The following is a 14,097-nucleotide window of genomic DNA, read 5'->3' as shown; positions in this document are numbered from 1 at the left end:
TAAGAGGATCTTCAGCTCGTGCTGTTCCCGCAGGAGTCGCCACCTTCGCTTATCACAATTCAACCACTTCTTTAAAAATTTTATTATAAACCCAAAATTGAACAATCACTTTGCCATTATAATTTTTAAACTTGTATGGCAATGCGCCCAAACACTATGTGTGCTCCTTGCACTTTTCTTAGGAGGAAAACCGATGCTTGAGATACAAAATGTGAGTAAACACGTAGAAGGAAAGCCAATTGTTGAGAATATTCATTTGTCAGTACCGAAAGGGAAATGTATAGGTTTAATCGGGCCTAATGGAGCAGGCAAGTCAACGATTGTAAAACTGATTTCTGCACTTGAGAAGTCCAGTTCAGGTCAGATTAACTTTATGGGCAAAAATGTACAGGATTGGCCTGTTAAGAAGTTGGCTAAATACATGGCAGTCCTGACACAAGAAGGCCTTTCTCCATATCCAATTACGGTTTACGACTCAATCTTAATGGGACGTTATCCACATTTAGGATTTTTCCAACGTGAGAGCAAGCATGACTATGAGTTAGTGGAAAAAGTCTTACAAATAACAGAGTTAACCGAGTTTCGTGATCAGATGTTAGACACGTTAAGTGGTGGGGAGCGACAACGCGTAGCGATTGCTAAGGCGATGGTGCAGCAACCACAATTGTTGTTGCTTGATGAGCCGACGACGTATTTAGATATTGGACATCAATTAAATATTTTAAAAATGGTTCAAGATTGGCAAAGGAGAGAGGGACTAACGGTCATTATGGTCCTACATGATCTCAATTTAGCCGCTCAATTTTGTGATGAGCTCGTTTTAATGGACCAAGGAAAAATAATTCAAATTGGTTCAAGCGATCAAATTATTGCAAAAGAAACATTAGAGAGCGTTTATCACGCAAATCCAGAGATTGTACGTCATCCTAAAACCAATATTCCCCAAATTTTATTATAAAACCATTCTTAAATGACAGCTTGTCTAGTATAATGGTTACGAGTAATGAAACGAAATGGGGAAGAAGAATGGTTGAATGGAGAAATTTATATCGAGGATTACTAATGGGAGCAAGTGATATTGTTCCAGGCGTAAGTGGTGGAACAATTGCGGTTGTTCTAGGAATATATGAACGATTTATAGAAGCCATAAATGGTGTTTTTACAAAAGATTGGAAGAAAAGTTTAACTTTTTTAATTCCACTAGCAATTGGTATTTTATTTGCTATGTGGAGTTTAGCTGGTGTGATCAACTGGGCATTAGAGCATTATCCTAATCAATTAGCCTTTTTATTCTTAGGGTTAATTGCAGGTGTCATTCCATTTTTAGCTAAAAAGTCCAAGTACCAAGAGACATTTGGTGGAACACATTTTATTTTATTGATACTAGCAGCTCTATTTGTTGGAGCGATGGTTTTCTTTGATCCAGATCCAACAGGTGACCCTATTACAACATTCTCAACAACAACTTATATTATGTTATTCCTATCTGGGTGGTTAGCAAGTTCGGCAATGATTCTTCCAGGAGTCAGTGGTTCATTTTTATTATTGCTAGTTGGAATGTACCCGACATTCTCAAATGCAATTCATAACTTAGTAATTGAAGCGTTAGTGCCACTTGGTTTAGGAATTGCTTTTGGACTTATTATTATGAGTAAAGTTTTAAGATACTTGTTTCATCGTTTTTATTATCAAACTTACGCGTTAATCATCGGTCTAGTTATCGGATCTTTAGTTGTAATTTTTCCGGGATTCGAAGCGGAAATTATGCTGAACGTGCTTAGCATTGTATTTCTAATCGTAGGGTTATTAGTGGCTTATGGTTTAGGGAAAATTGAACATTAACTACCTACTCTCTCAAAAGAGGAAAAATGTTTAACTGACTCTATTTATTTAACTAAATTTGAAATCGCTCATGGCGCACGCTTTTCGCAGGCACTGCCTCAACTTCCCAAAACTCACAAGTTCGTTTTGGGTGATTTTCGTCTCGTGCTCTTCCCGCGACGAATAGGACGTGCTAGTGTCGGCGTTGGTCACAAATGCTACTTGCATTACCTCTTTGCTTAAGTTTGCGCCGAGTAATCGCAGGCGCAGGACGTGACTGCTTTTAGCAGACCAGGAGTCGCCGCCTTCTCTCTTTCAAATAACTTTTTTAAGCATATTAGATCTCACAAAATGAAACTCCTAACGTGTTTTTTAAGACTGCGTTAGGAGTTTGTTCATTTAAAGGACTTTTATTCAACCACTTTTAAATTGGTAAAATCACTACTTTATTTATAATTTATGAAAAACAGGTTCACGGTTGTTGAAAGTCGAAACGTATTTAAAGCCGATATCTCTCAACAATTCGTAGGCTTCATCTACTCGGTCCCCAACGCGTTCTGGTCTGTGTGCGTCAGATCCAACCGTAATAATCTCACCACCCAGTTGGTGATACAACTCTAAAATGTCACGACTAGGCAGTAGACGATTCATGTTGTACTTGTATCCGGATGTATTAATTTCAATCCCTTGCCCACGTGGAATGATTGTCTTAAAGATTTCCTCAATGACTTCATGAAAATGGTGAACACCATCCTCATACTTATATCGCGTTACTAAGTCAATATGCCCTAAAATGCTAAATGCGTCATAGCGCTTTACACAATCTAAAAGCTCTGAATAATACTTGTCATAAGCTTCGTGCAACGTACACCCTTCAAATAGATTTCCAGAGTGTAAGTCTTTACAGTCTGTTGTGTGCATAGACAGGATGATAAAGTCAAAACGATTTGCTTTCGTTAAGTCTAAATATTGATTAACCAAGTGTGGTTGGATTCCTAGTTCAATGCCCTTATAAATATCAAGTTTACTAGCAAACTGTTTTTTTACTTTTTGATAGGATTTTTCATATTGGTCTAAATCCACATCGAAAACGATTGATGTATCTGGATAATCATAATCTATATGATCGGTAAAACAAATGGATTGTAATCCTTTATTTACAGCGGATTCTGCCATCTTTTCCATCGGAGCTTCGCAATCTGCAGAAAACGTCGAGTGCATATGGAAATCGCGCATTCTTCATCTTCCTTTCTACTAATATTAAGTCTTATTTTAATAGCTTGACAGATACATGTACACCCATTACAATAATAAACAATATCTTTAGTTTGGTAAAGTGATAAATAAATAGAGGGATAAAGGAAGTTGTTTATGCAATTCGGAAATCAATTACCTCAAGGTGTGGCAGATCTATATTCTAACGATTATGAGAAAAAAGAATATGTCATTGATCAAATTAATCAAGTAACTAAGTTGCATGGGTTTAAGCCAATTCAAACCCCAACATTTGAATATTACGATCTTTTTATGAATATGCCTGGCACGATGGACACGGATCAGATGATTAAGTTAATAGATCACGATGGAAAGATTTTAGTCCTTCGACCTGATGCAACGATTCCTATCGCAAGAATGGTTGCGAATTCTAAGGACACGATTGATTTTGAAAAACTTTCTTACGTCACGAATATCTTTCGAATGCAAAATGGTGACTCCGATGTGTTTTCAAGATCATTTACACAACTAGGTGTGGAATGTTTTGGACCTAAAGACCCTTATGTTGATGTAGAAATGATTGCCTTAGCGATTGAATCTCTAAAAGCTGTCGGTTTAGAAGGCTTTCAAATCGATTTAGGTCAGGCTGAATTTTTTCAATCATTGATGGAAGAAATTAGCCTCCCAAAGAGTACCCAACGTGAAGTTCAAGACAAATTAGAACAAAAGAATGAGTTTGAATTAGAAACGATTCTTAATCAGCACGAAGTCGATTCTAACGTTAAAGATGTATTATTGAATTTGACCAGATTGTTCGGTGCTCCTGAGGATGTAATTTCACGTGCAAAGGCGTTATCCATTACGAAAAATATGTTACAGGCTGTTCAAGAGTTAGAATGGATTGTTGATCAATTAGAAGAGCTTGGGCTATCTAACTATATATCAATCGATTTAGGTCTTGTAAATAACTTGAATTATTATACAGGAGTTATGTTTCAAGGGTTTGTTTCTGATTTTGGTCGTTCAGTTATCCAAGGAGGACGTTATGATCATTTAACGGAAGAATTTGGGTTAAAGGTAGATGCCATAGGGTTTGGGGTGTACATCGATCAATTAATTGATGCTCTGAATCAACAAGGTGCTAACCTTTCTTATGATACACCTAGGCTATCCATTATAAGTGAAAATAAGTCAAAAGCATTTGAGCTTGCACGAGGTTTTAGGCAACGAGGATGGATTGTAGACCTATTCAATAGCCAAGACAGTGACATCTTAATTAATTTGGATAAGAACTGCATCATAAGTGAAGGTCTAGAAGAGACTTATGACAATCAACAAGATCTTTTAAGTAAGGTAGGGCAATTATATGGGAAGAATTAAAATTGCATTAACTAAAGGAAGACTTGCTGAAGAAAGCATGAAAATTTTTGAAGAGGTAGGTATACAATTCTCTTCCTTTTACCAAGATAGTCGAAAATTAATTTTACCAAGCGATTGCGGACAGTATGAAATAATTTTAGTTAAAGCTTTAGATGTCGCGACTTATGTAGAGAATGGTGCAGCTGACCTTGGCATTGCTGGGAAGGATACTTTGCTTGAAGCGAATGCGAATGTTTTTGAGTTGGTTGATTTAGGGTTTGGAAAATGTCGGTTTGCAGTTGCTGGAAAGGCCGGGTTTGACTTAAATCAAGCAGTTAAGCTGTCTGTTGCTACGAAATATCCGAGAGTAACGACGATGTTTTTCAAAGAAAAGGGTAAACAAATAGAAACGATTAAATTGAATGGTTCGGTTGAATTAGCGCCATTAGTTGGTTTGTCAGATGTCATAGTCGATATAGTTGAGACAGGACGTACGTTAGAAGAGAACGGACTTGATGTTATAGAAAATATGTATGCCATTAGCGCGAGGTTAGTCGTAAATAAAGCGAGTTACAAAACGAAGAGTCATATGCTTTTACCGTTAGTACAGCAGGTCAAAGAAGCTGTAAAGGTTACGAAAGGGTGAGCATTGTGCAAATCCAACAAATTTCAAAAAATGACATTCAACAAATTACAAGGGCACGTAAGCAAAGAGAAAGTAGTGATTTATCAACTATAGATGAACGTGTCAAAACTATCGTCGATCGTGTTAAACAAGAAGGAGACAAAGCGGTTCTAAACTACATTAAAGACCTTGATGGAGTAGAACTAGATTCGATTGTGGTTAGCAATGATGAAATCGAAGAGGCAATGAACTCCACAACTGATGACCTTAAACAAATTTTAGAAGAAGCAAGGTCAAATATTGAACAGTACCATTCTCGACAAAAAGAGCAATCATGGTATCACAACGAACAGCCTGGAATTTGGTTAGGTCAACAAGTTACACCAATCGAACGTATAGGTGTGTACGTACCTGGTGGCAAAGCGGCTTATCCGTCAACTGTCTTGATGAACGTTATTCCTGCAAAAGTGGCTGGAGTAAATGACATCATCGTGACAACTCCAGTTGACAAAGATGGAACGGTGAATCCTTTGACGATCGTTGCTGCGAAAATAGCTGGGGCAACACAGATTTTAAAAGTAGGTGGTGCACACGGTATTGCCACATTGGCTTATGGAACGGAGAGTGTGAAACCAGTTTTTAAAATTACGGGTCCAGGTAATGCGTATGTAGCGCGTGCAAAGAAGTATGTGTTTGGTGAGGTCGGCATTGATATGATCGCAGGGCCGAGTGAGGTTTGTATTGTCGCTGATGAACAGGCCAATTCATCCTATGTCGCAGCGGATTTAATCGCTCAAGCTGAACATGATGAGATGGCGTCAGCGATTTTAGTGACAACCTCACATCAGGTTGCAACCAGCGTGCAAAATGAAATCAATCAACAAATGGAAGAGCGCGAACGAAAACATATCTTGCAACATTCACTGTTTCATCATGGTGCCATCTACGCTGTACCTGATCTAGATGTGGCATTTGAGTTCGTTAATGAACTAGCTCCAGAGCACTTGGAGTTAATGATTGAACATCCATTTGAGCAGCTTGGCCGGGTTAAGAATGCTGGTGCCATTTTTCTTGGAGAGTACTCGCCTGAGCCTTTAGGCGATTATTGGGCGGGGCCTAATCACACCCTTCCTACGAACGGAACGGCGAAATTTTCTTCACCACTCGGTGTGTATGATTTTATGAAAAAATCAAGCGTGATCTATTATGATCAGCAAGCGTTACGTGATGTGGAACAAAACATTGCTCGTTTTGCGGATGAAGAAGGCCTTGATGGTCACGCAGCATCTATTCGTAAACGTTTTGAGTAAAGGAGAGGCAATGGATGAGAAAAGCAACCATTAAACGAGATACGACTGAAACAAAAATAGATTTAACTTTAAATGTCGATGACTCTAGTCAAAGCGCAATTGATACAGGGGTTGGCTTTTTCAATCATATGTTAACCCTCTTTGCGGCACACGGACAATTTGGGTTGACTGTTAAAGCCGATGGTGACTTGGATGTTGATGCCCATCACACTGTTGAAGACATAGGCATTGTTCTAGGGCAAGCATTTAAGGAAGCGATTGGAGACAAAAAAGGAATTAAACGTTATGCATCAGATTTTACACCAATGGACGAATCATTAAGTTTAGTTTCACTTGATGTTTCCAATCGTCCTTATTTAGTTTTTGATGTAGACGGTTTGCCTGAGAAGGTGGGTTCATTTGATACGGAATTAGTTGAAGAATTCTTCCGTGCGTTTGTCAATCAAGCGGGAGTGACGTTACACATTAAGCTTATACACGGATCAAACAGTCACCATATCATAGAGTCTATTTTTAAAGGGTTCGGCCGTGTGTTGAATGAAGCGGTGACCGTAGTCAATCCAGATGGTCAGGTACCATCGACGAAAGGGACGTTATCATGATTGCGATTATCGATTATGGTGCAGGCAATTTAAGAAACGTTAAGCATGCACTTGATTTACTAGAATTAAAATCTTTCATCACTGACAATCCTGACGACTTAAGTGAAGCTAAAGGGATGATTTTACCTGGAGTAGGTGCTTTCGGGCATGCAATGGAACGGTTGCAGGAGAAAGGTTTTGACCAAAAAATTATTAATGAAACGGCTACAGGGAAGCCACTACTCGGGATTTGCTTAGGGATGCAATTGTTATTTGATAAAAGCTATGAGCATGGTGAGCATGATGGATTAGGGTTAATTTCAGGAGAGATTGTTAGATTTGAAACTGATTTAAAGGTACCTCATATGGGATGGAATCAATTGGTAGTGTCTGAATACTATAAGGATCATTCCATAACTCAAGGTATTCAAAATGACAATTATGTTTATTTTGTTCATTCTTATTTTGCGAAAGCTGATGATGAACAAGATGTTTTATTTTCAACAGACTATGGTCAAAGGTTCACGTCGGCGGTGATGAAGGAAAATGTGATGGGCATGCAATTCCATCCAGAGAAAAGTTCTAAAGTGGGCATGCAGCTACTAAAAAACTTCGGGGAGATGGTGACACGTGAAGATATTTCCGGCAATTGATATACGAAACCAACAAAGCGTTCGGTTATTGCAAGGGGATTATAATCAGGAAACACAATATGGAGACCCGATTGAAATGGCGAAACGCTGGGTTCGTGAAGGGGCGACCTATTTACACATTGTCGATTTAGATGCGGCAAAAGGGAATCCTTCTAATAATCTTGAGGTCATTCAAAAAATTGTTCAAGAAGTTAATGTACCGATTCAAGTTGGTGGTGGTATTCGATCAATTGAGCGAATCAAAGAATTATTAGACATTGGAGTTAATCGTGTCATTTTAGGAACGGCGGCTGTAAAGGAACCTGACTTTGTTAAACAGTCTGTGGAACATTTTGGAGAACAAGTTGTGGTGTCCATTGATGCGAGAGATGGATATGTGGCGACAGACGGATGGACGGAGACATCGACGTTAAGAGCCATTGATTTTGTTAAAGAACTGGAATCTGCAGGCGTTCAGACCATTGTCTATACCGATATCTCAAAAGATGGGATGCTTCAAGGACCAAACCTACAAGAGTTAAATTATATGAATGATGCAACGTCCATTGATGTCATTGCATCTGGTGGCGTTACAAGTATCGATGACATTCAAGCTTTAAGTGGAATGGGAATCTACGGAGCGATCATCGGTAAGGCTTTATATGAAGGAAAAATTGACCTCAAAGCTGTTATGGAGGAAGTTTAATGTTAGCAAAACGTATTATTCCGTGTCTCGATGTACGTGATGGTCGAGTCGTAAAAGGAACTCAGTTTCAGAATATCCAAGACGTAGACGATCCCGTTGTCTTAGGTAAGAGATATAGTGAACTGGGCGCGGATGAATTAGTGTTTTATGATATTACGGCTTCACATGAGAAACGGTCCATTTTTTTAGACGTTGTGGAGCGCGTAGCTGAAGAAGTACATATCCCTTTTACAGTTGGAGGAGGGATTACGACTGCTGAAGACTTCAGGACGGTGTTGAATGCAGGAGCGGATAAAGTGTCCGTGAACAGTGCGGCTGTGCGAAATCCTGTCTTAATCAGTGATGCTTCAGAACGTTTCGGCGATCAGTGTGTCGTGTTGTCGATCGATGCGAAGTTAGTAAATGGTCAATGGAACGTGTTTGTTCAAGGTGGAAGACAAGATACAGGTCTCGAGTTATTTGAATGGGCCAAAGAAGGTGTCGAGCGCGGTGCAGGCGAGATTGTATTGAATGTGATGAATGCAGATGGTGTGAAAACCGGTTACGATGTTTCGGTTACACGCCAATTAGCCAACATGGTGAACGTTCCAGTTGTCGCATCAGGCGGAGCAGGGAGGAAGGAGCATTTTCTAGATGTGTTGAAAAATGGCGCAGATGCAGCGCTGGCAGCATCAGTCTTCCACTTTGGTGAAATTGAAATCAATGATTTAAAGCAATATTTATCTCTTGAAGACTTACCAATCAGATTAGGGTGATTAGATGGAATTTAAATTTAATGAAGATGGATTGATCCCAGCAGTTGTTCAAGATTATCGAACTGGCGAAGTATTAATGCTGGCCTATATGAACGAGGAGGCTTTACAGAAAACAAAAGAAACGAAATCGTCATGGTTTTTTAGCCGAAACAGACATGAGCTTTGGAATAAGGGTGCAACATCAGGTAACACGCAAACTGTTAAGAAAATGAGTTATGACTGTGACCAAGATACGATTTTACTTCAAGTTGAGCAAAAAGGTGTCGCGTGCCACACCGGGGAGCGGAGTTGTTTTTACCGTGATATCGAGTTAGGAGAAGAGCCTTCCTTTAGAAGGGATGTCGTGCATCAAGTGTATGATGCGATTGTAGATCGACGCGACAATCGAAAAGAAGGGTCATATACGAACTATTTATTCGATGAAGGAATCGATAAGATTTTAAAGAAAATTGGGGAAGAATCCGGTGAAATCATTATTGGGGCGAAAAATAATGATGATGAAAACCTATCGATGGAAATTGCGGATTTAACGTATCATATCTTAGTGTTATTAGCAGAGAAGGATCTGCCAGTCGAACGGGTTAAAGAAGAGTTAACTAAGCGTTTGAAAGGGGATTAAACATGAGTAAGTTCTGGAGCAGTACGGTTCGAAAAACAAAGCCTTATGTACCAGGAGAGCAGCCGAATGAGACGAATGTCATTAAGTTAAACACGAATGAAAATCCATATCCACCGTCACCAAAAGCGATAGATGCGATGCAAGGTGCTATTGGTGATGACCTAAGAAAGTATCCTAGCCCGACCGTGGATTCACTTAGAAATGTAATTGCAAGACGAGAAGGCGTGGAGCCTCAACATGTGTTTGTCGGAAATGGATCAGATGAAGTATTGGCGTTCGCCTTTCAAGCGTTTTTCGAACCGAATGAAGCCATAAAGTTTCCAGAGATTACGTATAGTTTTTACCCAGTATATGCAAAGCTCTATGACATTCCGTATCAGACGGTTCCTTTGAAAGATGATTTTTCAATAAATGTAGAGGGCATGTGTGATTCCATCGGTGGCGTCATTTTCCCTAACCCCAATGCCCCGACTGGATTGGCTCTAGGCTTGGATGAATTTGAAACCATTGTTAAGAGGAATCCAAATCAAGTGGTAATCATTGATGAAGCATATGTAGCCTTCGGTGCCGAATCAGCTGTTCCATTAACGAAAAAATATCCAAACGTCCTTATCACGCGCACGTTATCTAAATCGCATGCGTTGGCCGGCATTCGGTTAGGTTATGCCATTGGAAACGCCGAACTGATCAAAGGGCTAGAACGGATCAAAAATTCGTTTAACTCTTATACCATCAATCGTGTCACCTTAGCCGGAGCTGAAGCGGCTTTACAAGATGATGATTATTATCAAGAGACGATCTCACAAATCGTTAAAACTCGTGAATGGACGAAGGGTGAGCTTGAACGTTTAGGTTTTGATGTTTTATCGTCACAAGCCAACTTTTTGTTTGTTAAACCCAACCGAATACCTGCTAAAGCATTATACGAAACACTAAAGCAAGAGAAAATTTATGTGAGATACTTTGAGAACTTGAAAGATTATATAAGGATTTCAATTGGAACAGAAGATGAGATGGAGACTTTAGTTAGGAATGTTAAATTGGTTGTTACTTAGTAAGCGCAAGCGCCATGCTTGCGCTTTTCTTATGATTACGTAATTTATGGGGAATTTTTTAAATTTATGGGGAAAAATCTGAATATATGGGGAAAAATTTAAATTTATGAGGAAAAAATTAAATATATGGGGAATTTCATAAATGGTCCCTGGATTTAAAGAAAAAGTGAAGGTGGCGAACAGGAGTCGCCACCTTCACTAATTAGTTTCCTTATTTTTAATTAACCTCAAGGCATTCAGTGTTACAAGTAGTGTCGCGCCCATATCGGCTAGGATGGCGATCCAAAGTGTGAGCCATCCTGGAATGACGAGTAAGAGTGCGACTACTTTTAAGCCTAAAGCAAATCCAATGTTTTGTTTGATGATGTTTAATGTACGTCGGCTAAGGCGCACTGTAAATGGTAGCTTGCTTAAGTCATCTCCCATTAATGCTATATCCGCGGTTTCAAGTGCGGTATCGGTTCCGGCACTTCCCATGGCGATGCCGACATCTGCTGTGGCTAATGCAGGAGCGTCATTGACTCCATCACCAACCATGGCTACTTTACCGTATTTTTGGCTCAACTGTTTGATCTGTGTTTGCTTATCTTTCGGTAGAAGATTTGCCAAAAATTCTTTGATACCGACTTGTTCTGAAATGGAACGGGCGGTCTTATCGTTATCACCTGTTAGTAAGATCGAATGTTTCATGCCTAGTGCGTGAATGTCTTTAATCATCTGTTTCGGCATGTCACGTACAGCATCTGCAATCGCGATGATGCCAATAACGGTGTTGTTTCCTGCAATTAAGATGACGGTGTGACCTTGTTCTTGTAGATTTTCGACCTCAATTTGAACCGCTGCGCTTAATTCCTGAAACATCCCAGGGCTACCAATTTGATAATCGGTTCCGTTAATCAATCCTGTAATACCTTTACCTGTTTGTGCTTGAAACCTTTCAACTTCGTAATGCTGAAGGTTAAATTGTTCAGCATAATGTATAACAGCTCTGGCTAATGGGTGCTGTGATTGTCGTTCTAAGCTACTTGCGATTGAAAATAACTCGTCATCACTTTTATTAGATAGGTTTTGATAGTGTTGGACGACAGGTTCACCTTTTGTAATCGTACCTGTTTTATCAAAAGCGATGGCATCGATATGTCCTAGAGATTCTAAATAAGCTCCGCCTTTAACTAATACACCGTTTCGAGCTGCACTTCCAATTGCTGTGACAATAGCAACGGGAGTTGAAACAACTAGGGCGCAAGGACAACCAACGACTAATACAGCTAACCCTTGGTATAACCAAGTTTCAAATCGAGCTCCGAAAAAGAGTGGGGGTACAGTTGCTACACCTAATGCAATGAGCATAATTAAAGGTGTATAGTAAGCCGCAAATCGATCGACAAATTGTTGAGCAGGTGCTTTTTCGTTTTGTGCTTCTTCAACGAGATGAATAATTTTAGATAAAGTCGAGTCTTTAACTAATTTCGTCGTTCTAACTTCTAAATAACCTTCCTCGTTAAGAGTTCCGGCAAAAACTTCATCATCTAATCCTTTATAAACTGGAACAGACTCACCTGTAATAGATGCTTGGTTAATCGAAGACTCACCTTTTGAGACCACACCGTCGACCGGTATTTTCTCACCTGGCTTGACTATGACGATATCATTCACTTGGATGTTATCAACACTAACTTCTTGTTGTTGACCATCTCTCATAATATTAGCGGTTTTAGGGGCGATCCCCATTAATGATTTGATTGAATTTCGTGCTTTGTCCATAGAGTAAGACTCAAGTGCTTCACTAATCGCAAACAAAATGACAACTGCGGCACCTTCAATCCACTCCCCGATTAAAGCGGCACCAATGACGGCAATGGTCATTAATGTCTTCATATCAAAGCGCAGTTTAACTAAGTTTTGAAAACCAGCTATGAATAGACGGTGGCCTCCAATGACAATAGAAGCAATAAACGATCCGATCGTCACAGGATGCTCTTCACCAATTTGAAAGAAAAGAGCAATACCTAATGCTAAAAAGATGAGTGAACCAACGACATTGCCGTTTTCCTTAACATAATCCCAAAATGATTTTTGAGGGGTATCCTCATATTCTTGGGTGATTTTTAAGTTTTCAAATGAGCCAGCTTTTTCAAGATCTTCAATAGATGCTGCCCCTTCTACGGTGATTTTTGATGCACCAAAGTTCACGTCAGCATTTTTAACGGTTGAGATTTCTTTTACGTTGTTTTCAAACGTTTTGGCGCAATTGGCACAAGACATACCTTGAACATAAAAACTTTGTTCTTGATCTCCCATAACTTATTCCTCCAGTTCCTCCTGGTGCTCGATTGCGATTTTTATCAAGTCATGAACGTGATGATCATCGAGCGAATAATAAACATTCTTGCCATCTTTTCTTATTTTGGCTAAACCATGTTTTTTTAACGTGCGTAAATGATGGGAAGCACTTGCGACAGACGTGTCGGTAATCGCTGCCACATCACAAACACATAATTCATCTTGAATAGTAAGAGCGTGCGCGATTTTGACTCGTGTCTCGTCACTTAATACTTTGAAAAGTTGACTAACTGATTTAATTGGTACTTGATTGAGTGATGTATAGACATGCTGCAGTTCCTCTTCAGTTACCGCAGACGTACAATTTGGAAGTTTCATAACGTTAACCTCTTTCATTAAAATATCTGTTTGAATATATTATATTCAAATGGTGGTTTGAATGTCAATCAATTGAATGACTTATTTTAATCGAGTAAAATCTTTATAAAGAAAGAGGTGGCAACATGATTCGTAGAGGACGAAAAGAAGACTTAGAACAAATTGAAGTACTTGTAAAAAAAGCTAAAGCTCAAATGCTAAAAGAAGGCAATGACCAATGGGATGATACGTATCCAACAAAGAAGCACTATGAACAAGACTTACATAATGGACAATTATATGTGTACGATGATGACGGAGAATTGCTAGGTGTTGCTTGCATTAGTGATGAAGGGCATCATGAATATGATGAAATTCCGTGGAAAATCTCACAGAAGCCTTTTTTGTGTATGAAAAGATTAGCCGTTGATCCAGAGTCGCGACTGCGCGGGATTGGATTAGCTTTTTATCATCATGCAGATCAATTGGCTATACAGAAGGGAGTACCGTCATTAAGAACAGATACAAATGGATCAAACAAAGCAGCGCTACGTTTGTTTGAAAAAGCTGGTTACTCATATGTAACGTCAGAACCACATGGTCATTACAAAGAACCATTTGTTTATTATGAAAAGAATGTTAATGGAAAAACATCGCTGAAATAAGTCAGCGATGTTTTAAAAAAAGTGATTGATAAATCTTGAAAAGTGACTGATATATTTCAGAAAGCGATCGATATTTCTGAAAAACTGACCGATAAATTCAAAAAAACCACTGAT

15 protein-coding genes are annotated in these 14,097 nt (G+C 39.2%); 12 read left to right on the top strand and 3 right to left on the bottom strand.

The features are described 5' to 3' along the window. Positions 1–193 precede the first annotated feature (193 nt). A complete protein-coding gene (locus ACTWQB_RS03040) occupies positions 194–958 on the top strand; it encodes an ABC transporter ATP-binding protein (protein WP_443137710.1) in 765 nt (254 codons plus the stop codon). 68 nt (positions 959–1,026) lie between these two features. Next, complete coding sequence (locus ACTWQB_RS03035; RefSeq protein WP_443137709.1) at positions 1,027–1,842, top strand: DUF368 domain-containing protein; 816 nt, start codon at positions 1,027–1,029, stop codon at positions 1,840–1,842. Positions 1,843–2,271: 429 nt separating this feature from the next. Here the strand turns inward: ACTWQB_RS03035 and ACTWQB_RS03030 are convergent, their stop codons facing one another. Next, complete coding sequence (locus ACTWQB_RS03030; protein WP_443137708.1) at positions 2,272–3,057, bottom strand: histidinol-phosphatase HisJ family protein; 786 nt, start codon at positions 3,055–3,057, stop codon at positions 2,272–2,274. Positions 3,058–3,192: 135 nt separating this feature from the next. Between ACTWQB_RS03030 and hisZ the strand changes: the two genes are divergently transcribed. From hisZ to hisC, 9 genes are read left to right on the top strand one after another with little or no spacing between them, the layout of a single operon-like run. Then, complete coding sequence (gene hisZ / locus ACTWQB_RS03025) at positions 3,193–4,416, top strand: ATP phosphoribosyltransferase regulatory subunit (RefSeq protein WP_443137707.1); 1,224 nt, start codon at positions 3,193–3,195, stop codon at positions 4,414–4,416. Next, positions 4,403–5,041 carry an ATP phosphoribosyltransferase gene (hisG, locus tag ACTWQB_RS03020; RefSeq protein ID WP_443137706.1) on the top strand — a complete coding sequence of 213 codons (639 nt, stop codon included), beginning with the start codon at positions 4,403–4,405 and terminating at the stop codon, positions 5,039–5,041. Before hisZ ends, hisG begins: the two co-directional genes overlap by 14 nt. 5 nt (positions 5,042–5,046) lie before the next feature. After that, positions 5,047–6,330, top strand: coding sequence for a histidinol dehydrogenase (gene hisD, locus ACTWQB_RS03015; protein WP_443137705.1), 1,284 nt, complete (start codon positions 5,047–5,049; stop codon positions 6,328–6,330). Between the two features lie 14 nt (positions 6,331–6,344). Continuing rightward, positions 6,345–6,932, top strand: coding sequence for an imidazoleglycerol-phosphate dehydratase HisB (hisB, locus tag ACTWQB_RS03010; RefSeq protein ID WP_443137704.1), 588 nt, complete (start codon positions 6,345–6,347; stop codon positions 6,930–6,932). Continuing rightward, the gene (gene hisH / locus ACTWQB_RS03005; RefSeq protein WP_443137703.1) at positions 6,929–7,564 is read left to right on the top strand and encodes an imidazole glycerol phosphate synthase subunit HisH; all 636 of its coding nucleotides are present in this window, start codon (positions 6,929–6,931) and stop codon (positions 7,562–7,564) included. Before hisB ends, hisH begins: the two co-directional genes overlap by 4 nt. Beyond that, the gene (gene hisA, locus ACTWQB_RS03000; RefSeq protein ID WP_443137702.1) at positions 7,542–8,249 is read left to right on the top strand and encodes a 1-(5-phosphoribosyl)-5-[(5-phosphoribosylamino)methylideneamino]imidazole-4-carboxamide isomerase; all 708 of its coding nucleotides are present in this window, start codon (positions 7,542–7,544) and stop codon (positions 8,247–8,249) included. The genes hisH and hisA overlap by 23 nt, the downstream gene beginning before the upstream one ends. Next, positions 8,249–9,004 (top strand): imidazole glycerol phosphate synthase subunit HisF, encoded by a 756-nt coding sequence (gene hisF / locus ACTWQB_RS02995; RefSeq protein WP_443137701.1) that lies wholly within the window; start codon positions 8,249–8,251, stop codon positions 9,002–9,004. Before hisA ends, hisF begins: the two co-directional genes overlap by 1 nt. Before the next feature lie 4 nt (positions 9,005–9,008). Then, entirely contained in the window at positions 9,009–9,623 is a 615-nt protein-coding gene (hisIE, locus tag ACTWQB_RS02990; protein ID WP_443137700.1) for a bifunctional phosphoribosyl-AMP cyclohydrolase/phosphoribosyl-ATP diphosphatase HisIE, read from the top strand. Positions 9,624–9,625: 2 nt separating this feature from the next. After that, a complete protein-coding gene (gene hisC, locus ACTWQB_RS02985; protein WP_443137699.1) occupies positions 9,626–10,678 on the top strand; it encodes a histidinol-phosphate transaminase in 1,053 nt (350 codons plus the stop codon). A gap of 198 nt (positions 10,679–10,876) precedes the next feature. Here the strand turns inward: hisC and ACTWQB_RS02980 are convergent, their stop codons facing one another. Then, positions 10,877–12,979 (bottom strand): heavy metal translocating P-type ATPase, encoded by a 2,103-nt coding sequence (locus ACTWQB_RS02980; protein WP_443137698.1) that lies wholly within the window; start codon positions 12,977–12,979, stop codon positions 10,877–10,879. Between the two features lie 3 nt (positions 12,980–12,982). Beyond that, positions 12,983–13,339 (bottom strand): ArsR/SmtB family transcription factor, encoded by a 357-nt coding sequence (locus ACTWQB_RS02975; protein ID WP_443137697.1) that lies wholly within the window; start codon positions 13,337–13,339, stop codon positions 12,983–12,985. A 125-nt stretch (positions 13,340–13,464) separates the two neighbouring features. Here ACTWQB_RS02975 and ACTWQB_RS02970 point away from each other — a divergent pair, with 125 nt between their 5' ends. Beyond that, complete coding sequence (locus tag ACTWQB_RS02970; protein WP_443137696.1) at positions 13,465–13,983, top strand: GNAT family N-acetyltransferase; 519 nt, start codon at positions 13,465–13,467, stop codon at positions 13,981–13,983. Positions 13,984–14,097: the final 114 nt, after the last annotated feature.

This window comes from Piscibacillus sp. B03 (assembly GCF_052246295.1).
GTDB lineage: Bacteria > Bacillota > Bacilli > Bacillales > Alkalibacillaceae > Piscibacillus.
This window is presented reverse-complemented; position numbering and strand designations above follow the sequence as displayed.

Bases quoted from the DNA above. Each gene is read 5' to 3' on its own strand.
- ACTWQB_RS02980 (WP_443137698.1), bottom strand. From the start codon at position 12,979: ATGGGAGATCAAGAACAAAGTTTTTATGTTCAAGGTATGTCTTGTGCC.
- ACTWQB_RS02975 (WP_443137697.1), bottom strand. From the start codon at position 13,339: ATGAAACTTCCAAATTGTACGTCTGCGGTAACTGAAGAGGAACTGCAG.
- hisC (WP_443137699.1), top strand. From the start codon at position 9,626: ATGAGTAAGTTCTGGAGCAGTACGGTTCGAAAAACAAAGCCTTATGTA.
- hisG (WP_443137706.1), top strand. From the start codon at position 4,403: ATGGGAAGAATTAAAATTGCATTAACTAAAGGAAGACTTGCTGAAGAA.
- hisB (WP_443137704.1), top strand. From the start codon at position 6,345: ATGAGAAAAGCAACCATTAAACGAGATACGACTGAAACAAAAATAGAT.
- hisIE (WP_443137700.1), top strand. From the start codon at position 9,009: ATGGAATTTAAATTTAATGAAGATGGATTGATCCCAGCAGTTGTTCAA.
- hisF (WP_443137701.1), top strand. From the start codon at position 8,249: ATGTTAGCAAAACGTATTATTCCGTGTCTCGATGTACGTGATGGTCGA.
- ACTWQB_RS02970 (WP_443137696.1), top strand. From the start codon at position 13,465: ATGATTCGTAGAGGACGAAAAGAAGACTTAGAACAAATTGAAGTACTT.
- ACTWQB_RS03040 (WP_443137710.1), top strand. From the start codon at position 194: ATGCTTGAGATACAAAATGTGAGTAAACACGTAGAAGGAAAGCCAATT.
- hisH (WP_443137703.1), top strand. From the start codon at position 6,929: ATGATTGCGATTATCGATTATGGTGCAGGCAATTTAAGAAACGTTAAG.
- ACTWQB_RS03030 (WP_443137708.1), bottom strand. From the start codon at position 3,057: ATGCGCGATTTCCATATGCACTCGACGTTTTCTGCAGATTGCGAAGCT.
- hisZ (WP_443137707.1), top strand. From the start codon at position 3,193: ATGCAATTCGGAAATCAATTACCTCAAGGTGTGGCAGATCTATATTCT.
- ACTWQB_RS03035 (WP_443137709.1), top strand. From the start codon at position 1,027: ATGGTTGAATGGAGAAATTTATATCGAGGATTACTAATGGGAGCAAGT.